The sequence below is a fragment of the Pseudomonas sp. HP_08 genome (assembly GCF_055284095.1).
Map to the genome: position 1 here is coordinate 190,128 of NZ_JBTOQC010000012.1, position 23,240 is coordinate 213,367.

Consider the following 23,240-nt stretch of genomic DNA (forward strand, 5'->3'; position numbering starts at 1 on the left):
ACCCTTGTGCCTGCCACCGATCCATTTCCATTTGCCAGCATGGGGCAGGCTGGTTACTGTGCGCCCATCCAGTACCTCCTTTATCGATGGTTGAACCGCGCTGTGACCCTCCCGACCTCATTACCGCCGCCGGTCAGCGCCGATCCGGTGCCTGTGCGCTACACCGTGGCGGTGCGGGCGTTGTGCGAGTTCACCGCCAAGGCCGGCGACCTCGACCTGCGTTTCACGCCGTCGCCCACTGCCCTTGAAGGCATGCTCGGCCACCGCACCGTGGCCTCGCGCCGTGGCCCGGATTACCAGGCCGAAGTGTCGTTGTCAGGCGAATACGGCGCCTTGACCGTGCGCGGGCGCGCCGATGGTTATGACGCCGCGCTCAACCAGCTGGAAGAGGTCAAGACCTATCGCGGCGAGCTGGACGCCATGCCCGACAACCACCGCCAACTGCACTGGGCACAGGTCAAGGTCTATGGCTGGCTGCTGTGTCAGCAACTGGACCTGCAAGCGCTCACCCTGGCGCTGGTGTATTTCAATGTGACCACTGAACGCGAGACGCTGATCCGGCAAAAAGCGACCCGCGACGAACTGCACGCCTTCTTCATTCGCCAGTGCTCGCTGTTCCTGCACTGGGCCGAGCAGGAGCTGGCGCACACCGGTGAGCGCAACCAGGTGCTGGCGGACTTGAGCTTCCCGCATGCCGGGTTTCGTAGCGGGCAACGGGTTTTGGCCGAATCGGTCTATAAAGCCGTCAGCACTGGTCGTTGCCTGATGGCCCAGGCACCGACCGGCATCGGCAAGACCCTCGGAACATTGTTCCCGTTGCTCAAGGCCATGCCGATGCGCGGCCTGGACAAAGTGCTGTTTCTGACGGCCAAGACGCCCGGCCGGCAACTGGCGCTCGATGCCCTGGCGACCTTGAACCGGCACCAGCCGAACCTGCCGTTGCGGGTGCTGGAGATGGTCGCCCGCGACAAGGCCTGCGAACACCCCGACAAGGCCTGTCACGGTGAATCCTGTCCGCTGGCCGAAGGCTTTTATGACCGTTTGCCCGCAGCCCGTGCGGCAGCGGTGCAAAGCCGCTGGCTGGATCAGGCCGGGGTTCGCGACGTGGCGCTGGCGCACCGGGTCTGTCCGTATTACCTGAGCCAGGAACTGGCACGCTGGGCCGATGCGGTAATCGCCGACTACAACTACTGGTTCGACCTCAGCGCCATGCTGTTCGGGCTGGCGCAGCTCAACCAGTGGCAGGTCGCGGTGCTGGTGGACGAGGCGCACAACATGGTCGAGCGCTGTCGGCAGATGTACAGCGCCAGCCTCGACCAGCAGGCCTTGGCCGAGGTCATTACTACCGCACCGGAGCCGGTGAAAAAGGCCCTGCAACGCCTGAACCGGCAATGGAACGCGCTGAACAAAGAACAGACCCAGGCCTATCAGGCGCATGAACAACTGCCCGCCAGGTTGCTCGCCAGCCTGACCGGCTGCATCTCTACGCTGGGCGATTACTTCAACGACCACCCGCAGCAGCTCCCCGATGCGTCGTTGCAGAGCTTTTACCTGGAGCTGATTGGTTTTACCCGCATCGCCGAGCTGTTCGATGAGCACTTTCTGTTCGATGTCTCGCGCCGCGACATCGGCCGCCAGCGCAGCCGCTCACGCCTGAGCCTGCGCAATGTGGTGCCGGCGCGCTTTATCGGTCCGCGCCTGACCGCTGCGCGCAGCACCGTCATGTTTTCCGCGACCCTGACGCCTCAGGCGTTCTATGCCGACTTGCTGGGCGTGCCGGCGAGTACCGTCTGGATCGATGTCGAGTCGCCGTTTCATCATGAGCAACTGGAGGTGCGCATCGTCAGCCGCATCTCGACCCGTTACACCCATCGCCAGGCATCGCTGGCGCCGATCGTCGAGCTGCTGGCCGAGCAGTATCAGGCGCGACCGGGCAATTACCTGGCGTTCTTCAGCAGCTTCGATTACCTGCAACAAGTGCTGGACCTGATGCGCCAGACCCACCCGCATCTGCCGGTGTGGAGCCAGGCGCGGGGCATGAGCGAGGCTGACCGCAAGGCCTTTCTCGAACGCTTCACCGCCAGCAGCCAGGGCATCGGCTTTGCCGTGCTGGGCGGCGCATTCGGCGAAGGCATCGACCTGCCGGGCGCGCGCTTGATCGGCGCATTCATTGCCACGCTGGGGCTGGCGCAGCTCAACCCGGTCAATGAACAATTCAAGCAGCGCATGGCTGCCTTGTTCGGCGCCGGCTACGATTACACCTACCTGTATCCGGGCTTGCAGAAAGTGGTGCAGGCGGCCGGCCGTGTGATCCGTACACAGAATGACCGGGGCGTGGTCATGCTGATCGACGACCGATTTGCCGAGCCCAACGTGCAGCGCTTGTTCCCGCGCTGGTGGCGCCTCAACTAGTTCAAGGGCTTGGGGAATCAAAGCCAAGCACAACAGTCAAAGTGCCAGTAAACTGCCGCTGGTCTGACTTTTCCTACACGTTCAGGCACGGAATTTTAAATCTATGGAGGTCGCATGAGTCTGAGTCCCCTCGCCGGCAAGCTGGCACCCGAGCATTTGCTGGTTGATATCCCAAGGCTGGTCACAGCCTATTACACCGGCCAGCCGGATGCTTCGGTGACGACCCAGCGTGTGGCATTTGGTACTTCCGGGCATCGCGGCACCTCCTTTGAACTGAGCTTCAACGAATGGCACGTTCTGGCCATCAGCCAGGCGATCTGCCTGTACCGCCAGAGCAAAGGCATCGACGGCCCGCTGTTTCTCGGCGCCGATACCCACGCCCTGTCGACGCCAGCCAGCGCCACCGCGCTGGAAGTGCTGGCTGCCAACGGCGTGCAGGTAATGATCTCGGTTGACGACGAATACACCCCGACGCCTGCGGTGTCGCACGCCATCCTTTGCTACAACCGTGGTCGCAGCAGCGGCCTGGCCGACGGCATCGTGATCACGCCGTCGCACAACCCACCGCAAAGCGGCGGCTTCAAATACAACCCGCCCAACGGCGGCCCGGCCGACAGCGATGTCACCAAGTGGATCGAGAACAAGGCCAACGAACTGCTGGCCGCAAAACTCGCCGGCGTCAAGCGCATCAGCCATGAGCAGGCTCTGCGTGCCGACACCACCCATCGCCATGATTACGTCAACACCTACGTCGCCGACCTGAAAAGCGTCATCGACCTCGACGCCATCCGTAACTCGGGCCTGAAACTGGGCGTCGATCCGCTGGGCGGGGCAGGCGTGCGCTACTGGCAGGCCATCGGTGAGCACTACAACCTGGACCTGGACGTGGTCAACCCGCACGTCGATCCGACCTTCCGCTTCATGAGCGTCGACTGGGACGGCCAGATCCGCATGGACCCATCCTCCAGCTACGCCATGCAGAGCCTGATCGGCCTCAAGGACCGTTACCAGATCGCCTTCGCCTGCGACCCGGACCACGACCGCCACGGTATCGTGACCCCGACCGGCGGGCTGATGACGCCCAACAGCTACCTGGCGGTGGCCATCGATTACCTGTACCAGAACCGTCCGCAATGGCGCGCCGATGCTGCCGTGGGCAAGACCGTGGTCAGCAGCGGCCTGATCGACCGCGTCGCGGCGCGCCTGGGCCGCACGCTGTATGAAGTGCCGGTCGGGTTCAAATACTTTGCCCAGGGCCTGTACGAAGGCTCGCTGGGGTTTGGCGGTGAAGAAAGTGCAGGCGCCTCGTTCCTGCGTCGCGACGGCAGTGTCTGGAGCACCGACAAGGACGGCCTGATTCCTGCGTTGCTGGCCGCCGAAATGACCGCCATCAGCGGTCTTAACCCAAGCCAGCGTTACAGCGCGCTGACGGCTGAACTGGGTGAGCCGTTCTCGACCCGCGTCGACGCCAAGGCCAACCCGCAACAGAAAGCCGCACTGGGCAAGCTGTCGCCGGAGCAGGTCACTTCAACAGAACTGGCAGGCGAGTCGATCCAGCACGTGCTCAGCCACGCACCGGGCAACGATCAGGCCATTGGCGGCCTGAAAGTCATGACCGAAAACGGCTGGTTCGCAGCACGTCCTTCGGGCACCGAAGACATCTACAAGATCTACGCCGAAAGCTTTATCGGCGATGACCACCTGCAGCGTCTGGTCGGTGAAGCACAGACCCTGGTGGATGCGGCCATCGCACCGCGCTGAAGTGCTGCGCACCTGCGGGTCATCCCGCAGGTGCGCGCTTTTGCCGACGGTTCTTCACGAAGCCGCGAATGTTCAACCCCGCCAGCAACACCTGCAACACAATCAGCGCCCAGGCGCTGGCATGCACGCCCCAGATCACCCACAGCACATTGCTCAGGCAGAAACACCAGAAGCCGATCATGCGCCTGCGCGGTAAGTGCGAGCCGGTGAACCAGGCGGCCAGAACGGTAATGGCCATCGCCGGCCATTGAATCAGGTCGACCCACATCGGATTAATGGCTTTGCTTCTGGGTGTCTGACTTCGGATCGGGCGTTGCGGGCTGGTGCTTTGTTGGATCAATGCGCTCGACGGCCGGTTTTTTAGCGCGATCCTTATCGCTGTCCGGGGTCATGAGGGTTTCCGGACGCACGTTACCGCTCGGGGCCGAGGGCGCTGTGCCGGGCGGCAATGCCGAGCCGCCGGGTGCCATCGGCTGACCCGCGCCGGCCGGAATATCGCTGACTGCCGCCGCCGGTACGGTCGCCGCCAGCGCCGAAATGCTCAAAACGCCCGTCAGAGCGGCCATTGCTACTGCGTGACGCAATGAAGTTTTCATGGGTGTACCTCTTGGTCGAAACCGGAACAAGCACCGGTCACTCATGAGGTTGGGAAAGAAACCAGCCGGGTAAAGTTTGAAAAAGATTGGCATGTCACGACGAGCGGACGCCGCGCACCGCCTGAAAGGGCTCAGGCAGCGTGCGGCTCAGCCTGTCAGGCCTGCAGATAAACCACGTGCGTGTGGGTGTATTCGTAAAGCCCGTGCTTGCCATCGGCGCCGCCGACACCGGACTTGCGCACTCCGGCATGAAAGCCCTGCATGGCCTCGAAGTTCTCGCGGTTGATGTAGGTCTCGCCAAAATCGATTTCGCGTATCGCGTGCATCGCCTTGCCCAGGTCCCTGGTGTACAGCGATGACGTCAGGCCGTACTCGCAATCGTTGGCCAGCGCGATGGCTTCATCGAGGTCATCGACGATCTGGATCGGCAGCACCGGGCCGAAAATTTCCTTGCGCATGATCTCCATGTCCGCGCTGCAGCCGGCCAGTACGGTGGGCTGGTAATGAAAGCCCTGACCCAGATCGGCGATCTGTCCGCCGGTGATCAGTTGTGCGCCTTGCGCCTGGGCTTTGCTGACCTTGGCCGCCACGCTGTCCAGGCCCTGGCGATTGATCAGCGGGCCCATTTCAACGCTGCTGTCGGCCAGCGGGTCGCCATAGCGCGTCGCAGCCATGGCGGCGCTGATCTTGTCGATGAATTGATCGGCGACCTTGCGCTCGACATACACCCGTTCGGCGCAGTTGCACACCTGGCCGGTGTTGATGATCCGCGAGTCACGAATGGCTTTGACTGCCAGCTCCAGGTCCGCATCCGCCAGCACGATGGCCGGCGCCTTGCCGCCCAGTTCCAGGTTGAGCTTGGTGATATTGGCCGCTGCCGCGCTCATGATCCGTGAACCGGTCTCGACACTGCCGGTAAAGCTGATCATGTCGACCTGAGGGTGCGCGGTCAGGGCGGCGCCCACGCCGCCATCGCCGGAAACGACATTGAACACGCCCGGCGGCAGGTCGGTTTCGGCTACAAGGCGGGCGAACTCGAAGCAATTGTTCGGGGTTTCTTCACTCGGCTTGATGACGATGGTATTGCCGGTCAACAGCGCCGGCGCCATCTTGCGGGCGATCAGAAAGAACGGAAAATTCCACGGCAAAATCCCGGCGACCACACCCAGCGGCTTGCGAAACAGGAATATATTCTCGCCCGGCCGGTCGCTGTTGATGATCTCGCCTTCGATACGCCGCGCCCATTCGGCCATGTAGTCGAGGTAATCGGCGGTGAAGTTGACCTCGACCTCGGCCAGCGCCGAGATCTTGCCTTGCTCCAGGGTGATGGTGCGCGCCAGGTGCGCCACGTTTTCACGCAGCTTGCCGGCAATCCTGCGCAGGAAGCCTGCGCGTTCATTGGCCGTACGTTTCGCCCAGCCGGGCTGTGCGGCCCGCGCCGCTGCAAGCGCGGCTTCGACCTGGCTGGCATCCGAGGCCGGAACCCTGGCCAGTAACGCGCCGGTGGCCGGGTTGAACACGTCCAGGTGCTCGGCGCTGCTGACGAACTGGCCGTTGATGTAGTTTTTATACGCAGTCATGGTCCAGATCCTTTTATCAGTAGGTACGCGAGGCCGGGCGCTGCTCGGCCGGTTCCCGGTAGCGCGCCAGATTGCTCAGTGCAGCCTGGCGCATCAGGCTGATGTCGATGGCCACCGCAATGAACTGGCAGCCCCAGCTCTGGTAGCGCCGCGCATCGTCTTCGGCCGGGGCCAGAATGCCGCTGACCTTGCCAGCCGCCAGCGTGGCGTCGATGGCGTAGCGAATCTTTTCCTGCACCTCGGGGTGTGACGGATTGCCGATATGGCCCAGCCCGGTGGACAGGTCGGCGGGGCCGATAAACACCGCATCGACGCCGTCGACGGCGGCAATGGCAGCCACGTTTTCAATGCCGGCCCGCGATTCCACCTGCACGATCAGGCACAGCTGTTCATGGGCGGTGTTGATGTAGTCCGGCACCGCGTCCCAGCGCGTGGCGCGGGTCAGGCCACCGCCGACGCCGCGAATACCGTGCGGCGGGTAGCGCATGGCTTGCACCAGCGCACGCGCCTGCTCGGCGGTCTCGACCATCGGGATCATCAAGGTCTGGGTACCGATATCCAGCAACTGCTTGATCAGCACCGGATCATGACCGACGGCGCGAACCACCGGTGCGGTCGAGTAGGGCGCCACCGCCTGCAACTGCGCAAGAATCGACGGTACGGTGTTGGGCGCATGTTCGCCGTCGATCAGCATCCAGTCATAGCCGAAACTGGCGGTGATTTCAGAACCGTAGCCGGTGGCGAAACCGGCCCAGATGCCGTATTGCGGCTCGCCTTTGGCCAGCGCGGCCTTGAATGCGTTGTGGGGCATGTTCATAAAAGGGCTCCTCGAATTGAACGAAAAGTGATCAGTGCTGATACGGCCGGTGCAACTGGCACTCAGGGTTCAAATCGACGCCAAAGCCCGGCTTGTCGAGTTTCGACAGGCGCATGCGGCCATTTTCCGGGACCGGCTCACCGAGCAGTTGCGGGTGGAACATCGGCACCACCTCGTCGGCCTTGGGCGCCATCATCAGGAACTCGGCGAACGGGCTGTTGGTGCGCGTGGCGACGAAGTGATAGCTGTACACCGACGAGCCGTGTGGAACGACCATCGCGCTGTGCGCATCGGCCAGTGCCGAGATCTTGATCAGTTCGGTGATACCGCCGCACCAGCCAACGTCCGGCTGGATGATGTCGCAGCAACCCATCTCTAGCAGCATACGAAAACCCCAGCGCGTTGCTTCGTGCTCGCCGGTGGTGACCAGCATGCCGGTCGGTACGTTTTTCTTAAGCGCCGCGTAGCCCCAGTAATCGTCGGGCGACAACGCCTCTTCGATCCACTTCAGGCCAAACTCGTGCGCGCCTTGCGCCAGGCGCGTGGCGTAGTTGAGGTCCAGGCTCATCCAGCAGTCGAGCATCAGCCAGAAATCCTTGCCGACCCGCTCACGCATCACTGCCAGTTCTTCGAGGTTCTTGCGCAAGCCTTCTTCGCCCTCGGCCGGGCCGTGGTGCAACGGCAGCTTGCCACCGATAAAGCCCATCTTCTGCGCCAGGTCCGGGCGCGCGCCGGTGGCGTAGAACTGCAACTCGTCACGCACCGCACCGCCCAATAGTTGATGCACCGGCTCCTGGCGCACCTTGCCGAGCAAGTCCCACAGCGCCAGGTCGATGCCGGAAATCGTGTTGATCACCAGGCCCTTGCGGCCGTAGTACTGCGACGAGAAATACATCTGGTCCCAGATGCGCTCGATGTCAGTGACCCTGGCGCCTTCGACAAAGCGCGCCAGGTGCTTCTCGACGATATACGCCGCCGGCTCGCCGCCGGTGGTCACTGCGAAACCGACATTGCCGTCCGAGTCCTCGACCTCGACCACCAGCGTGCCCAGCACATTGATGCCGAAACTGCGGCGGCTCTGGCGGTATTCCGGGTATTTGCTCATGGGTGTGGCGATATGGTCGTCGATCCAGTGGCCGTCGCCCTGATCGTGGTAGTCGGCGCCGCCGCCTCGCAAAACATAGGCGCGAACGTGTTTGATGGTTGGAATGGCCATTTTTATATGCCTCTTGATCAATGCTGAAAGGTGGGCTGTTTATGCGGCTGGGCAGTGCGTGGCGCACGGATACCCATCACCAGCGCGGCGGCGATGAAGGTGGTCATTGCCAGCAGGTACAAACCGGCGGCGGGCGATTGAAAGGCGTTTTCAGCCCAGTTCTTGATAATCGGCGCGATAAACCCGCCCAGGGCGCCAAACGAGTTGATCAGCGCAATGGCACCGGCTGCGGCGGAGCCGGCAAGAAAACTGCCCGGAAAGGTCCAGAACACCGGCTGCACGGCAATAAAGCCGGAGGCGGCAAAGCACAGCGCCAGAATGCCCAGCACCGGGCTGGCAAAGGTCACCGAGGCGGCAATGCCCAAGCCCGAAACCACCAATGTCAGAGCGGCCACGGTGCGGCGCTGGCCGGTGCGGTCGGCAATGCCCGGAATCTTCCAGGCCGCCAGCAAGGCACACACCCAGGGAATGGCGCCGACGATGCCGACCATCAGACCGACCTTGGTGCCCAGCAATCCGGCCACTTGCGTGGGCAGATAAAAGACCACGCCGTAGACGCTGGCCTGAATCAGCAGATAGATCAGGCACAGGTACAGCACGGCCGGCTGGCACAAGACCTTGAACACGCTGCCATGGCTCTGCTTCTGGCTGTCTTCGGCGTCCAGCACGCTCTGCAACTGGGTGCGTTCCTGCACGGTCAGCCATTTGGCATCGGCGGGGCGGTTGTCCAGGTAAAAGTACGCCCAGATGCCGACCGCACTGGCCATCAGGCCTTCGACCGCAAAAAGCCACTGCCAGCCGTGACTGCCCAGTACGCCATCCAGCTCCAGCAGCAAGCCAGACAACGGGCTGCCGAATATGAATGCCAGCGGCGCGCCGAAGTAGAAGAAACCCATCGCCTTGCCGCGTGCGGCACTGGGAAACCAGTAGGTGAGGTACAGGATCACGCCCGGAAAGAAGCCGGCTTCGGCCACACCGAGCAAAAAGCGCAGCACATAGAAAGTCGTTTCGTTATGGGCAAAGACCATGGCCGCCGAAACCAGGCCCCAGGTGACCATGATCCGGCACATCCACAGCTTGGCGCCGACGCGGTGCATGATCAGGTTGCTGGGCACTTCAAGCAGCGCATAACCGACAAAGAACACCCCGGCGCCAAACGCGAAGGCGGCATCGCTGATGCCGGTGTCAGCCTGGAAGGCCTGCTTGGCAAAGCCGACGTTGGCGCGGTCAAGGAACGCCATGATGTACATCAACAGCAGAAAAGGCAGCAGCCGCCAAGAGACCTTGGCCAGCAACGAGGCAGGGAGTGTGTTCACGTCAGTTTCCTTATTGGAATTATTTGACTGATGAGTAACAGCTCAAGAGCGTAGTGATTCTCTTGTGGAACAAACTCTACTGCTTACTTATGATGCGTGACTAATCGAAATAAGCTGTTAGTCGATACCTTGAGGGTATCGGTCTAAAGAGCATCACGATAACGGCCGGCCTGACCCTGGCGTATAATGCCGGCCCGGCCGGATCCTCTGGAAACTGCACGCGATCCAGGCCGGCGTCCTTACTCTCTTGGTCCCAAGGCATGGCATTCAGCATACTTGTTCAGCGAATCGTTTCCGAAATCGGGCAGAAGATTGTCAGTGGCGAGCTCAGCCCCGGGGCGCACTTGAGCGCCCAGAAAGTGGCCGACAGTTTCCATGTGTCGCGTTCGCCTGCCCGCGAAGCATTGGCGTTGCTGGCTGAGCAGGGCGTGCTGGAGCAAATCCCGAACCGGGGTTTTTTCGTGATCGGATTTTCAGATGCAGGTGTCGAGCAGACTGACGAGATCATTCCGCTGGAAGAGCCCGCCGAGTATTACCGTCTTTCCGAAGACTGGCTCAACGACGCCATTCCCGCCGAAGTGACCGAAAAATACCTGCGCGAGCGCTATGGCCTGACCAGGTTCGAGGTCATCGATATCCTCAATCGCGCTGCAAAGGTCGGCTGGGCAGAGCCCAAGCCCGGCTATGGCTGGCGCTTTCTCGATGTCGCGAAGACGCCCGAGGCGCTGGAGCAGATCTACAAGGTCCGTTCGTTGATCGAGCCTGCGGCGCTGCTCGAAAGCACCTTCAACCATGACCATGAGGTGCTCCAGCGCCTTGGCAAAGAGCAGCATGATCTGCTGGCCGGAGGCATTGATACCTTGCCCGCCGACGTGCTGTTCAGGGCCGGTATCCGTTTTCATGAAGAATTGATCAAACTGTCCGGCAATCCGCTGTACCTCATGGTCCTCACGCAGCTCAACAACATGCGTCGATTGATCGAATACCGCTCGATGATCGACCGCAAGCGTTTGTACTCCCAGTGCGCAGAACACGTGCAGATCGTGGAACTGGTGAGCGCCGGCAACAATCCCGAGGCCGCAGACTTGATGAAGCGCCACCTCAGCGGATCGCTAGCCCGCAAGTCGCCGATTCTCGATCGGCGTCGTGGCGACAAGGCACCCGTACAGACCATGACGCAGGTGCCTTCAATCAACGAGTGAGCCGTCGCCTGGTGTTACCCCGTGATCACTTGCGCCACGGCGTGGCCGAAGGCACGGCAACCCAGTTGACCGCCGAGGTCGGCCGTACGCTGGTCCGGGACGTCAAGGACCTTGTCCACGGCCTGTTCCATCATCTTGCCGGTGCTGGCCAGTGCTGGTTCACCGTGTTGCTCGGCCATCCACTGCAACAGCATGGCCACCGACAGAATCATCGACACCGGGTTGGCCTTGTCCTGGCCGGCAATGTCAGGGGCAGAACCATGCTGGGCCTGGGCGCAGCAGTGGCTGTCGCTGGCCATGATCGAACCTGCCAGGCCCAGGCTGCCAGAGAGCTCGCTGGCAAGGTCACTGATGATGTCGCCATAGAAGTTGGTCGCCACCAGCACGTCGAAGCGCTCCGGGTTGCGCACCAGGTGCGCGGTAGAGGCATCGACCAGCATGTCGTCCAGTTGTACCTCGGGGAAGTCTTTGGCGACGTGACGCACACACTCCAGGAACAAACCGTCGGTCATGTGGAAGCTGTTGGCCTTATGGATCGCCGTGACCTTGCGCTTGCGCTTCATGGCCAGTTCGAACGCGCGCCGGGCGATGCGCTCGCAGCAGTGACGGGTGATCTTGCGGGTCGATAGCGCCATGTCGGGCGAGGGCATGACCTCACCCCAGCCGCGAGACATGTTGCGGTCCGGGTAAAAGCCTTCGGTTGCCTCACGCATGATGACCAGGTCCATGCGTTTGCCGGGTTTCATGTTCGACTCGATAGAGGCGCGTGTGCGGGCCGGGCGGACATTGGCGTAAAGATCCAGGCCTGTCCGGAAACCTGCCGAGACGTTGCGACCGCCTTTTTCCGGTGCCGGGTAATCGGCATGGGACTGCGTGCCAAGGATGATCCCGTCATAGTCTCTGGCCTTTTCCAGCACCTCATCACGCAGCGTGGTGCCGTACTTTTTCAGGCTGTCGAAACCGACATCGTCATAGTCAAAGCTCAGCCCAAGCCCGAATCTGTCATTGGCAGCGTGCAGCACTTGCATTGAGGAATCGATGATTTCGGGGCCGATTCCATCGCAGGGAAGAACCAGAATACGCATGACATTCTCCTGGGCGAATAGCCCGTGGATTTCAAGAAAGCACCTTGGAGGTGCGCCCTTATATTGCATTTTATTGATTTAAAATCCAATAAATGTAATTTTGTGCGCTTGTGCAATCGCGCTGCCGGATCCATCGCTACCAGGAGTTTTCGATGCGTTACGACCTCACCAGCCTTGACCTTTTCATCACTGTCGCTCAAGAGCGCAACCTCACCCGTGCCGGGCGCATCAAGCACATGGCGGTCTCGGCGATCAGCAAGCGGATTACCGAGCTTGAAGCGCAGGTCGGATCACCACTGTTGTTGCGTAATGCGCGTGGGGTCGAGTTGACGCCGGCGGGACAATCACTGTTGTTTTATGCCCGCCAGCTCAAGCAGACCATGGCCCAGCTCGACAGCGAACTGAGCGGCTACGCCAGCGGCGTGAAGGGGCATATCCGCATTCATTCGATTACCTCTGCGTTGTCGCAGTTTCTGCCTCAGGACGTCGCAGGCTTTGCCCAGTTGTACCCGCAGATCAAATTCGATATCGAGGAGCGGGTAGGGTCGGCGGTGATTCGTGCCGTGGCGGATGGGCGTGCGGACCTGGGCATCATTGCCATTCAAACGGCGGCCGAGGGACTTGAAACAGTCGTCTACCGCCATGATGAGCTGACGCTGGTGGTGCCGGGCGGGCACGCATTGGCCGCTCTGAAGTCGATCCGCTTCAATGAAGTGCTGGAGCACGAGTTTGTCGGGCCGCATCTGGAAAGCTCTATGCATACCTTGCTGACCGGCGAAGCGACAAAGCTTGGCCTGGCCCTCAAGTTGCGCATTCGTATCAGCAGCTTCGACTGCATGTGCCGCATGGTCTCGAACGGGCTGGGCATTGCCGTGCTGCCTCGCAGCGTCATCAATCAGTACCTGCGCAGCCACAAGCTCAAAGCCGTGACGCTGGATGAGCCGTGGGCGCAGCGGACATTGCTGTTGGCAGTGCGCAAGTACGATACCGCTTCGCCGACACTTAAAACCTTCATCGACCACCTCAAACTGCCCGGCAGAGACGCTTCGTAGCGTTCGCGTCTGGCGAACGCTGCTGTGGTGATTGACCAATTTTCATCCCGGTAGACTGCTTTTAGTATCCGCTCATGCACCGTGCTGACCGCCTGAGTCACGCCGAGTGAACACTTATAAGAAGCCGAGCGATAGAAGCATGACCGAGACTGCCTGCGACCTCTTCAGCCCCCTGGTGATCAATGACAATGCGTTTACCATTGTCGATCTGCGCAAGATGCTCGATCACGAGCAACTGGCCAGGCTGCCATACTCCATTCGCATCCTGCTGGAGAACGTTGCACGCTGCTCGCCACAGGCCTTGTCGTCGGTGCTGGCGCGTGCCATCGGCCAAGGCCCTGATTGCGAAGTGCCTTTCCAGCCCAACCGGCTGATGTTTCACGACACCACGTGCCTGCCAGCCCTGGCCGATTTCGCCGGCATGCGCGATGTCGTGGCCGAGCTGGGCGGTGATCCCCAGGCAATGAACCCGTTGATCCCGGCCGTGCTGACCATCGACCATTCGGTGATCGTCGAGCGCTATGCCGAGGCGGATGCCGTCGAGCAGAATCTGGATATCGATTTCCGCCGCAACAGCGAGCGTTATCGCTTCATCAAGTGGGCGCAGAAAAGCCTCGACAACTTTGGCGTCATTCCACCGGGCACCGGCATCATTCACCAGATGAACATGGAGGCGCTGGCCCAGGTGGTCTGGGAAAGCCGTGGCGAACACGGCGAGCGCCTGCTGCACCCGGACGATATGGTCGCGACCGACAGCCACACACCGATGATCAACGCTATCGGCGTACTGGGCTGGGGTGTTGGCGGCCTGGAAGGGCAGGCCGCCATGGTCGGTGAGCCTGTCCCGATCAGCTTCCCGCAGGTGGTGGGTATTCGGGTCAGCAATGCCATGCGGCCTGGCGTCACCGCAACCGACCTGTCGTTGCATGTGGCTGAAATCCTGCGTCAGCGTTCGGTGGTGGGCAAGTTCGTCGAATTCACCGGCCCCGGCTTGTCGACCCTGAGCTGGGCGGCGCGTGGCACGGTGTCGAACATGGCGCCCGAGTACGGTGCAACCGTGGTGTTTTTCCCGTTCGACAACGAAACCCTGGCGTATCTGGAGCTCAGTGGTCGTTCGGCCGCACTGCGTGAGCAGGTCGTCGCGTACATGAGTGCGCAACCGCTGTGGCGCCGTGACGAATTGGCCGAGCCGGTGTTCGACGAGTTGATCGAGCTGGACCTGGCCAGCATCGAGCCAAGCGTCGCCGGCCCGCATCAGCCGCACCAGCGCCAAGCGCTGTCCAATGCTGCCGCCTCGTTTCGCGACGAAGTGCTGGGCGGCGGCAACCTGATCACGACACCGCAAGGACAACGCTTTAACGAGCCCTCGTTCGGCGAGTCCATCACTCACGGTGCCGTGGTGATGTCGGCCATTACCAGTTGCACCAATACCGCCAACCCGGCGCAAATGATCCAGGCCGGCCTTCTGGCACGCAAGGCTCGATCCTTCGGTTTGCAGCGTAAACCGTGGGTCAAGACGTCGCTCTCACCCGGCTCGCAAGTGGTGGCCGATTATCTGGCCGAAGCCAACCTGCTGGACGATTTCTCGGCGCTGGGCTTCGATCTGGCAGGCTTCGGCTGCATGACCTGCATCGGCAACTCCGGCAAGCTCGAAGAGCACGTCGAAGCCTTTGCCGACCAAGGGCTGAAGGGCGTCGTGGTCCTGTCGGGCAACCGCAACTTCGAAGGTCGGGTCAACCCCAAGGTGCCGGCCGGTTACCTGGCATCGCCGGCACTGTGCGTGGCCTACGCCATCGCGGGCACTATCGACATTGACTTGACCTCGCAACCGCTGGGCCAGGATCGCAACGGGCAGCCGGTCTACCTGCATGACCTGATGCCGTCCGATGCCGACATCGCCATGCAAGTTGCCAGCGTGGTCAAACTCGAGTTCTTCCAGCAGCGCCTGGCGACCGTCTGGGACGGCACCCATCACTGGCAGGCGCTTTCGGCCGAGGGCAGCGTGCAGTTTCCGTGGAGTCCTGAATCCACCTACCTGCGTCGCCCGCAATACCTGGCCGATATCCAGGCCGAGCCCAAGGCGTCTCTGGCGATACACGCAGCCCGCACGCTGATGGTGCTTGGCGACAACGTCACCACCGATCATATCTCGCCGGCCGGTGCGATTCCCGCTGACAGCCTGGCTGGCCAGTGGTTGCTTGCGCGCGGCGAAGACCCGCAGGACCTCAATCAATATTCGACCCGGCGCAGCAACCATGAAGTGATGCTGCGTGGTGCCTTTACCAACAAAACGGTGAAAAACCGCCTGCTCGGCGAGCAGCAGCCAGGCCTTGGCGCCTGGGCCTGGAATGCCGATCACAGCGCGTGCCTGCCGCTGTATGAGGCCGCCAAGAGCTACGCCGCACAGCAAACGCCCATGGTGGTGTTCGCCGGCATCAACTACGGCGCCGGCTCCAGCCGCGACTGGGCAGCCAAGGCGCAAGCGTTGCTTGGCGTCAAGGCGGTTATCGCGCAGAGCATCGAGCGTATCCACCGCAGCAACCTGATCGGCATGGGCGTGCTGCCTTTGGTCTTCAAGCCGGGGCAGGGCGTCGATGACCTGCAGCTCGATGGCACGGAGCAGTTCGATTTCCTTGGTCTCGATGACCTGGTAGTCGGTGAAAACCCGGTCACGTTGACCATTCGCCGCGCCGATGGTCGTTGCGATCAGGTTGAGGTCATCGCCCGGGTCGATTCACAACAGGAAGTCCGCTACCTGACCCATGGCGGGGTACTGCCGTTCGTGATTCGTAAAGTCGTCGCCCGTACTCGTCGCTGACAGTACCGCGATCTTCAACCCTTTCTGCAAGCGGGAGAACTATCCCTATGTTCGCGTATGTCGGTTCGCGCACAACCCGGGAACGCAATGCCCGAGGTGATGGCATCACGGTCTATCGGCTGGATCAGCAAGCCGGCACGCTGGAGCAGGTGCAAGTCGTCGATGACCTGATCAACCCGTCTTTCCTGGCGCTGAACCGCGCCGGCGATCGGCTGTACACGGTCCACGGTGATCAGAGTGAAGTCAGTGCCTTCTGTGTCGACAAGGCCAGCGGCAAGCTGACCTTTCTCAATCGGCAGGGCTGCGCAGGCAGGAATCCGGTGCATCTGGCACTGGATCCGAGTGAGCGTTTTCTGGTGGTGTCCAATCACATCACCGGCACCCTGGCCGTGCTCAATGTCACTGAAGACGGGGCGCTGGGCAGCGTCAATCAGTTGCTTGAGCTTGAGGGAACGCCTGGGCCGCACCGTGTCGAGCAACCGTTTGCCAAGCCGCACTTCAATCCATTCGATGCGACCGGCCAGTTTGTGCTGGTGCCGGACAAGGGCCTGGATCGGGTATTCAGCTTCCGTTTCGATAACGGCACGTTGTACCCGGCCGATCAGCCTTATGTTGCCAGCCGTGAAGGTGCAGGTCCCCGCCACATTGCGCTGCACCCGAAAGCTGCATTTGCCTATGTGATCAACGAGCTCGACTCCAGCGTCACCAGCTATCGATTCGACCCGCTCAGCGGTGCATTGCAGCCGGTACAGGTACTGACTTCGTTGCCTGCGACCTACACCGGCAATAGCCGTGCCTCGGAAATCGAGATCGACCGTAGCGGGCGTTATCTCTACGCCTCCAACCGTGGCTACGACAGCATCGCGGTGTTTGCCATTGACTCCCTCAGTGGCCTGTTGAGCCCGGTGGCCTTTGTGCCCACCCAGGGCAAGACCCCACGTTTCTTTACCCTGACGCCCAACCAGCGTTTTTTGTTCGCACTCAACGAGGACAGCGACACCATCGTTTCCATGGCTGTCGACCCGCAACACGGCACGTTGAGCGGCACCGGTTTCTCGGTGTCGTCCGGTAGCCCGGTGTGCATGGTTTTTTCTGCCTGAACCGCTCTGCAACCATAAAAATGAAAGGAGCCGGCACAAGCTGGTTCCGCGTGAGGTCGCCATGAATAAAAACAAGACAGTTGATGAGCAAGCGATAGTTCGCAAGATCACCTGGCGGATCATTCCCTTTGTGTTCCTGCTTTACATCGTCTCCTACCTGGACCGGGCCAACATTGGTTACGCCGCGCTGGAGATGAACAAGGAACTGGCGCTGTCCAGCGAGGCCTTCGGCTTCATTTCCGGCATTTTCTTTATCGGTTACTTCCTCTTCGAAGTGCCGAGCAACGTCATGCTCAACAAGTTTGGCGCGCGGGTCTGGATTGCCCGCATCCTGGTCACCTGGGGTTTTATTGCCGCCTTGACCGCGTTCGCCCAGACCGCCAACCAGCTTTATGTACTGCGCTTTTTGCTGGGGGTGGCCGAAGCCGGTTTCTTTCCTGGCATCATTGTCTACCTGACGTTCTGGTTCCGCTCCCGTGAACTGGCGACCACCGTGGCGCTGTTCACTGCGGCGATTCCGGTCAGCTACATCATTGGTGCGCCGTTGAGCACCTGGATCATGGACAACGTCAAGTGGTTCGACTGGAGTGGCTGGCGCTGGATGCTGTTCCTGGAGGGCATTCCAGCCGTCTTTCTGGGCATTGCCTGCTACTTCTTTCTGACCGACAAGCCTGAACAGGCCAAATGGCTCAAGCCCGAAGAGAAGGCGTGGCTGCTGGCCGAACTGGAACGCGACCGCCAGAGCCGCAAGAACGTCAAGAGCCTGAGCGTCTACAAGACCATGACCAACCCCAAGGTTCTGTACCTGTCGTTCATCTACTTCGTCTATCAGTGCGGCAGCCTCGGCGTCGGCTACTGGATGCCACAGATCATCAAGGGGTTTTCCGACACACTCAGCCATACCCAGATTGGCTTGATCGCCACGCTGCCTTACATCGTCGCCACCGTGGCCATGGTGCTGTGGTCACGCAGCTCCGACAAACATAACGAGCGCAAGCTGCACTCGGCGGTTCCATTGCTGGTCGCGGCATTGGGTCTTGTGGGCGCCGGCATGCTCGGCAGTCCTTACCTGGCGATGGCAATGATCTGTGTGGCGTTGTCCGGGTTGTACAGCTTCAAGTCACCGTTCTGGGCCTTGCCGACGCTGTTCCTCAACCGTGCCACCGCGGCGGTGTCGATTGCCGTCATCAACTCGATCGGTAACCTGGGTGGCTTCGTCGGGCCCTCGTTGATCGGTATCGTCAAGGGCAATAGCCAGAGTGCCTCGACCGGCCTGCTGTTTCTCAGCGCATTACTGCTGATCGCCTTCCTGATGACCGTCCTGATGCGCGTGACCAACAAGGACCCGGATCAGCCCGTCACCGCCCCGAGCCAGCAGACCAGCTGACTCTGCGCCGAATCACCCTCCCTACACCTTGCCACCTGGTAAGGCTCATTGCTGGAGTATCACCATGAGTGACATCACCCCCGCGGTTCTCGCCGATCTCGCGCCTGAGGGCAGCCTGTGTGCTGCGATCAATTTTGGTAACCCGGTGCTGGCACAACGTGGCGCTGACGGCAGCCCGCAAGGCGTGTCGGTGGCATTGGCCAAGGCCCTGGCTGCTGAATTGGGCGTGACCCTGGAAATACGCACTTTCGATGCTGCAGGCAAAGTCTTCGCTGCATTGGAGCAGGGTGCCTGGCACCTGGCGTTTCTTGCTATCGAGCCGGTGCGCGAAGCGCAAATCGCTTTCAGCGAACCCTACGTGATCATCGAAGGAACGTACCTGGTACGAGCCGACGCACCGTACCAGGCGGTCGATGAGCTCGACCAGCCCGGTCTGCGCCTGGCGGTCGGACAGGGCGCAGCCTACGACTTGTTCCTGAGCCGGACCCTGCAGCATGCGCACTTGCAGCGAGCCGAAACTTCAGCCGGCGCCGTTGACCTGTTCATCGAGCAGCAACTGGATGCAGCCGCAGGTGTGCGTCAACCGCTTGAGAAAGTAGCCGCTGCCGACCCACGTTTTCGGGTTGTAGACGGCGCGTTCACCGCCATCCGGCAGGCCATGGCCGTTCCACGCGGTCGCGATGCGGGCGCCGCGTATGTACGTGCGTTCATCGAACGCAAGAAAGCCGAAGGCTTCGTGGCGAATGCCCTGGCCGAGAGTGGCCAGGCTGATGTCGCCGTTGCACCCTGAGGGCACCTCTGAAAACGGCCTGCGTTCGCTGATGGAGAACGCAGCCTTGCTCAAACACCAATTTTAATTTTCCGAACACCTTTCTAGGATGAACTTCTTCATGAAGTTTACGGCCTGGCCAAACTTCATATTGATGACGACTCGATAACAACTATAAGGAACCAGGTCATGACTCAAAAAGTTGCTTTTGTCACTGGCGGTATGGGCGGTATCGGCACGGCCATTTGTCAGCGCCTGGCAAAAGACGGGTTTATTGTCGTGGCCGGTTGTGGTCCCGATTCTCCTATTCGTGCTGAATGGCTACAGAAACAGAAAAGTGCCGGGTTCGACTTCATTGCCTGCGAAGGCAATGTCGCCGACTGGGACTCTACCGTGCAGGCCTTCGACAAGATCAAACAGCAAGTCGGCCCGATCGATGTACTGGTCAATAACGCCGGCACTGTCTGCAATGTATTGTTTCGGGACATGGTCCCGGCCGATTGGCAAACCGTGATCGATACCAACCTCAACTCCCTGTTCAACGTCACCCGGCAGGTCATCGACGATATGGCCGCCCGGGGCTGGGGGCGGGTGATCAATATCTCCACGGTCAATGCTCAACTCGGGCATGTCGGCCAGGTCAATTACGCCACCGCCAAGTCGTCCATCCGCGGCTTTACCCGCGCGCTGGCCCGTGAGGTGGCAGCACGCGGAGTGACGGTCAACACCGTGTCACCGGGCTATATCGGCACCGAGCGTCTCAAGGCAATTACCGCCTATGACCGCATGGACAAGGTCATTCAGGAGATTCCGGTCAAGCGCCTGGGAACGCCCGAGGAAGTGGCAGCCATGTGCGCCTGGATTGCTTCTGAAGAGTCGTCATTCGCCACCGGTGCAGACTTCGCCATTAACGGCGGTCTGCACATGAGTTGATGAGCAGCTCATATAAGCACGACGTCCAATAATAACTAAAGTTCTGCTGAGGGTCTTCAATGTTATCCATACTTGGCTATGGCATGATTATTACATTCATGTCATTGATCATGACCAAGCGCCTGGCACCGCTGGTTGCAATGACCACCATTCCCATTCTGTTCGCGATCCTGGGCGGCTTCAGTGCCGACATGGGACTGATGATGATCGACGGTTTGCGCAAAGTAGCGCCGACGGCCGTCATGGTCATGTTTGCCATTCTTTATTTCGGCATGATGTTCGACACCGGCCTGTTCGACCCGATCATTCGTACCTTCATCCGCCTGATCAAGGGCGATCCGGCCAAGGCGGTATTGTTTGCCACGTTACTGGCCGGCATGGTGTCGCTGGACGGTGACGGCTCGACCACGTACATGATCACCCTGACGGCCATGTTGCCGTTGTTCAAGCGCTTGAAGATCAACCCGCTCATCTTGCCGTGTGTGGTTATTCTGGCTGCCAGCGTCACCAACCTGTTGCCATGGGGCGGACCGCTGGCACGTGCGGCGGCCTCTTTGCAGGTGGAAACCACCGAGTTGTTCCTGCCTTTGATTCCGGCGATGGTCATTGCTTTCGTGAGTGTGCTGGCATTGGCGTTCTACCTGGGGCTGCAAGAGCGCAAGCGTCTGGGCGTGCTGAGTCTGCCCGGTGATCATCGCCGGCCTGCAAGCGCGCAGGACGAAGACATGAGCGACCTGTTGACCCTGAGCGATGAAAATGCAGAGCTGCGCCGGCCCAAAATGTTCTGGCTCAACGCTGTGTTGACGCTTGTGCTGATGGGCAGCCTGGTCGTGGAAGTGTTGCCACTGCCTATCCTGTTCATGCTGGCGTTCTCCCTGGCATTGGTCATCAACTATCCGGGCATGGATGACCAGCGTCGACGTATCGCCGCGCATGCTCCGACAGCCTTGAACCAGATTGCGATCTTTCTGGCCGCAGGTATTTTTGCCGGCATTCTCTCCGGTACCGGAATGGTCAAGGCCATGTCGGAAACCCTTCTATGGGCCTTGCCACAAAGCTGGGGTGCGTACCTGGCGCCGATCACGGCGATCCTGAGTATTCCGGGCACGTTCTTCATGTCCAACGATGCGTTCTATTACGGTGTGCTGCCGGTACTGGCCCATGCTGCCGAGGCCTATGGCATCAGTGCGGCTGAAATCGGTCGGGCATCGATGGTCGGTCAACCGGTGCACCTGCTCAGTCCGCTGGTGGCATCGACTTATCTGTTGTGCGGGCTGGCGGGCGTAGAATTCAGCGACCATCAGAAATACACCTTCAAATGGTCACTGCTGTTGTGCCTGGTGATCATGGCAGCGTCGATGCTGTTTGGCTTGTACCCATGGTATTCCACGGCGGTTTGACGATTACGCAAGACAAGGGCAGGTGCGGGCTATTGGGCACTCGGCTATGATGCGCGCTCAAGCAAAACAAGCTGCAGGCCAATGCTTTAAGGGTATCGGTCTAAAGAGGACTGCATGAGCGACCATCACCTGTTCGGCCGTTTGCGTTACAAGCACTTGCAGATGCTGATGATGCTCGGTTCCAGCCTTAACCTGCACCGCGCCTCGGTGAGCATGAACATGTCGCAACCGGCCGCCAGCCGGATGCTGCAAGAGATCGAAGACATGTTCGGCTGCGAACTGTTCGAGCGTTTGCCGCGCGGCATGCAGCCCACCGCGCTGGGCCGCGAGCTGTTGCGTTTCGCCGAAGCCGCCCTGAGCGGCCTCGACCGTTGCGCGGCGGATCTGGCGGCGCGCAAGCAGGGCGGCTACGGCTACCTGTCGATCGGCACGATCATGGGCGCCGCGCCGGATCTGGTGATGCACGCGGTGGCCGAAATCAAGGCGCTGAATCCACGCCTGCGCTTGCGCATCATGGGCGACACCAGCGATCAGGTGGTGCAATTGCTGGAGCAGGGCCGCGTCGACATCGCCGTGGCCCGGCGCGATATCAGCAATGACCGCGAACAATACGAATTCGAGCCGCTGGGTAACGAACGTTTGATCGCCGTGGTTCACCACGGTCATCCACTGGCTGACCGTCCCAGCCTGCAGTGGCACGAGCTGGTCCGTGACTGGCCGTGGATTCTGCAGCCGCAATCAAGCCCTGCGCGAGTGGCCTTCGAGCAAGCGTTGCTGCGCCATGAACTGCCGATGCCGGCCGACATCATCGAATGCAGCTCGGTGTACTCCATGCAGCAACTGGTGCAGTTGACCGATGCCGTGATGGTGCTGTCGGAATCGGCGATGCGCGACTACCTGAAGATGGGCCTGGTCAAGGCTCTGCCAGTCAGCATCGACGCGCAAATGGCGCCCTTCGGGTTATTGCGGCGTAAAAATGAACCGATCAGTCGTGAATTGCAGTTGTTCATTGATCTGCTGCGCAAGCGCAGCCAGGAAGACGAGGGGTAAAGCGCCTTACACCTACGCGATGGTTTCAAACCTTGCCGGCTCGTACTGACCTTTGCTCCACAGTTGACTGGTGAACCAGCCGGCGACTTTTTCGCTGCTCAGCTCTTTGTCCTTCCTTTCGATGAACAAGGCGCCCAGATCAATGGTCCTGGCAAAGTTTTCCTTGTTCAGGACATATTCGCCCAGCGAGCTGCCGCCCCATGGCGAGTCGGCAGCGACCATCTCTATCGAGGCGTCACGGTAGACAGCTGCCGAGCTTTTCAGGGCGTCTGAGGCGTTCAACAGCGCGTCGAGCTGCTCAAGGTCCTTGGCGTTCAATTCGCCAGAGGTATTCAGGGCTTTGAGGCTGCCGTCTTCAACGATGGTAAAGCTGAATTTCTTTTCGGCCAGATCGGGAAACATATAAGCCAGCGCCGACTTGAACTCGTCAAACGAAGCCTTCAAGGCATTGTGAGCCGCTTCGTGTTTTGCGGCCGCAGCCGGGAAATCGGCATACTCCGGCCGGCCGGCAAACGTGGGGCTGGACACAATTGACTCAGCCAGTGACAGGGCCTCTTCGCTGGGGTGATACACCGCAGCCGGAGTATCCAGCGCCTTCGTTGTCGTCGCGTCGATGGCGTCGGCTCTAGCCTTGATCGACACTGTCGAAAGCGTCAGTTGCGTGTTCAAGGCGCTATTCAAAGAAATGTCCATCTCGTCAATCCATGATGTGTGGGCGTACAGAACTGATCGGCCGGACAGATAAA

Annotated in this window: 19 protein-coding genes; 11 read left to right on the forward strand and 8 right to left on the reverse strand. The window is 60.7% G+C overall.

The window, feature by feature from the left end:
* Nucleotides 1–102 precede the first annotated feature (102 nt).
* Complete coding sequence (locus ACYAS9_RS12440) at nucleotides 103–2,412, forward strand: ATP-dependent DNA helicase (RefSeq protein ID WP_463568593.1); 2,310 nt, start codon at nucleotides 103–105, stop codon at nucleotides 2,410–2,412.
* A gap of 114 nt (nucleotides 2,413–2,526) precedes the next feature.
* The gene (pgm, locus tag ACYAS9_RS12445; protein WP_463568594.1) at nucleotides 2,527–4,173 is read left to right on the forward strand and encodes a phosphoglucomutase (alpha-D-glucose-1,6-bisphosphate-dependent); all 1,647 of its coding nucleotides are present in this window, start codon (nucleotides 2,527–2,529) and stop codon (nucleotides 4,171–4,173) included.
* A gap of 19 nt (nucleotides 4,174–4,192) precedes the next feature.
* Here the strand turns inward: pgm and ACYAS9_RS12450 are convergent, their stop codons facing one another.
* From ACYAS9_RS12450 to ACYAS9_RS12475, 6 genes are all read right to left on the reverse strand, one after another.
* A complete protein-coding gene (locus ACYAS9_RS12450) occupies nucleotides 4,193–4,441 on the reverse strand; it encodes a hypothetical protein (protein WP_463568595.1) in 249 nt (82 codons plus the stop codon).
* Nucleotides 4,442–4,445: 4 nt separating this feature from the next.
* Nucleotides 4,446–4,769: a hypothetical protein gene (locus tag ACYAS9_RS12455; RefSeq protein WP_463568596.1), complete on the reverse strand. Its 324-nt coding sequence runs from the start codon at nucleotides 4,767–4,769 to the stop codon at nucleotides 4,446–4,448.
* Nucleotides 4,770–4,924: 155 nt separating this feature from the next.
* A complete protein-coding gene (aldA, locus tag ACYAS9_RS12460) occupies nucleotides 4,925–6,349 on the reverse strand; it encodes an aldehyde dehydrogenase (protein WP_463568597.1) in 1,425 nt (474 codons plus the stop codon).
* A gap of 16 nt (nucleotides 6,350–6,365) precedes the next feature.
* Nucleotides 6,366–7,166, reverse strand: coding sequence for an aldolase/citrate lyase family protein (locus ACYAS9_RS12465; protein WP_463568598.1), 801 nt, complete (start codon nucleotides 7,164–7,166; stop codon nucleotides 6,366–6,368).
* Nucleotides 7,167–7,197: 31 nt separating this feature from the next.
* A complete protein-coding gene (gene rhmD, locus ACYAS9_RS12470) occupies nucleotides 7,198–8,382 on the reverse strand; it encodes an L-rhamnonate dehydratase (RefSeq protein WP_463568599.1) in 1,185 nt (394 codons plus the stop codon).
* 17 nt (nucleotides 8,383–8,399) lie between these two features.
* Nucleotides 8,400–9,698, reverse strand: coding sequence for an MFS transporter (locus ACYAS9_RS12475; RefSeq protein ID WP_463568600.1), 1,299 nt, complete (start codon nucleotides 9,696–9,698; stop codon nucleotides 8,400–8,402).
* Nucleotides 9,699–9,958: 260 nt separating this feature from the next.
* On the opposite strand from ACYAS9_RS12475, the gene ACYAS9_RS12480 reads away from it, so the two are divergent.
* Entirely contained in the window at nucleotides 9,959–10,900 is a 942-nt protein-coding gene (locus ACYAS9_RS12480) for a GntR family transcriptional regulator (protein WP_463568601.1), read from the forward strand.
* A gap of 14 nt (nucleotides 10,901–10,914) precedes the next feature.
* On the opposite strand, the gene ACYAS9_RS12485 is transcribed toward ACYAS9_RS12480, so the two are convergent.
* Entirely contained in the window at nucleotides 10,915–11,985 is a 1,071-nt protein-coding gene (locus ACYAS9_RS12485; RefSeq protein ID WP_463568602.1) for an isocitrate/isopropylmalate dehydrogenase family protein, read from the reverse strand.
* 152 nt (nucleotides 11,986–12,137) lie between these two features.
* Here ACYAS9_RS12485 and ACYAS9_RS12490 point away from each other — a divergent pair, with 152 nt between their 5' ends.
* From ACYAS9_RS12490 to ACYAS9_RS12525, 8 genes are all read left to right on the forward strand, one after another.
* A complete protein-coding gene (locus ACYAS9_RS12490; RefSeq protein WP_463568603.1) occupies nucleotides 12,138–13,037 on the forward strand; it encodes a LysR substrate-binding domain-containing protein in 900 nt (299 codons plus the stop codon).
* Between the two features lie 139 nt (nucleotides 13,038–13,176).
* Entirely contained in the window at nucleotides 13,177–15,855 is a 2,679-nt protein-coding gene (acnA, locus tag ACYAS9_RS12495; RefSeq protein WP_463568604.1) for an aconitate hydratase AcnA, read from the forward strand.
* 47 nt (nucleotides 15,856–15,902) lie between these two features.
* On the forward strand, nucleotides 15,903–16,955 hold the full coding sequence (locus ACYAS9_RS12500) for a lactonase family protein (protein ID WP_463568605.1): 1,053 nt from the start codon (nucleotides 15,903–15,905) through the stop codon (nucleotides 16,953–16,955).
* A gap of 61 nt (nucleotides 16,956–17,016) precedes the next feature.
* The gene (locus ACYAS9_RS12505; RefSeq protein WP_463568606.1) at nucleotides 17,017–18,342 is read left to right on the forward strand and encodes an MFS transporter; all 1,326 of its coding nucleotides are present in this window, start codon (nucleotides 17,017–17,019) and stop codon (nucleotides 18,340–18,342) included.
* A gap of 64 nt (nucleotides 18,343–18,406) precedes the next feature.
* Complete coding sequence (locus tag ACYAS9_RS12510) at nucleotides 18,407–19,132, forward strand: transporter substrate-binding domain-containing protein (RefSeq protein WP_463568607.1); 726 nt, start codon at nucleotides 18,407–18,409, stop codon at nucleotides 19,130–19,132.
* A 168-nt stretch (nucleotides 19,133–19,300) separates the two neighbouring features.
* Nucleotides 19,301–20,044, forward strand: a complete 744-nt coding sequence (phbB, locus tag ACYAS9_RS12515) for an acetoacetyl-CoA reductase (RefSeq protein ID WP_463568608.1) — start codon at nucleotides 19,301–19,303, stop codon at nucleotides 20,042–20,044.
* Between the two features lie 59 nt (nucleotides 20,045–20,103).
* Entirely contained in the window at nucleotides 20,104–21,444 is a 1,341-nt protein-coding gene (locus tag ACYAS9_RS12520; protein WP_463568609.1) for a CitMHS family transporter, read from the forward strand.
* 114 nt (nucleotides 21,445–21,558) lie between these two features.
* Nucleotides 21,559–22,494: a LysR family transcriptional regulator gene (locus tag ACYAS9_RS12525; RefSeq protein ID WP_463568610.1), complete on the forward strand. Its 936-nt coding sequence runs from the start codon at nucleotides 21,559–21,561 to the stop codon at nucleotides 22,492–22,494.
* Nucleotides 22,495–22,506: 12 nt separating this feature from the next.
* Here ACYAS9_RS12525 and ACYAS9_RS12530 read toward each other — a convergent pair whose 3' ends face one another.
* Nucleotides 22,507–23,187 (reverse strand): hypothetical protein, encoded by a 681-nt coding sequence (locus ACYAS9_RS12530; RefSeq protein WP_463568611.1) that lies wholly within the window; start codon nucleotides 23,185–23,187, stop codon nucleotides 22,507–22,509.
* Nucleotides 23,188–23,240 lie beyond the last annotated feature (53 nt).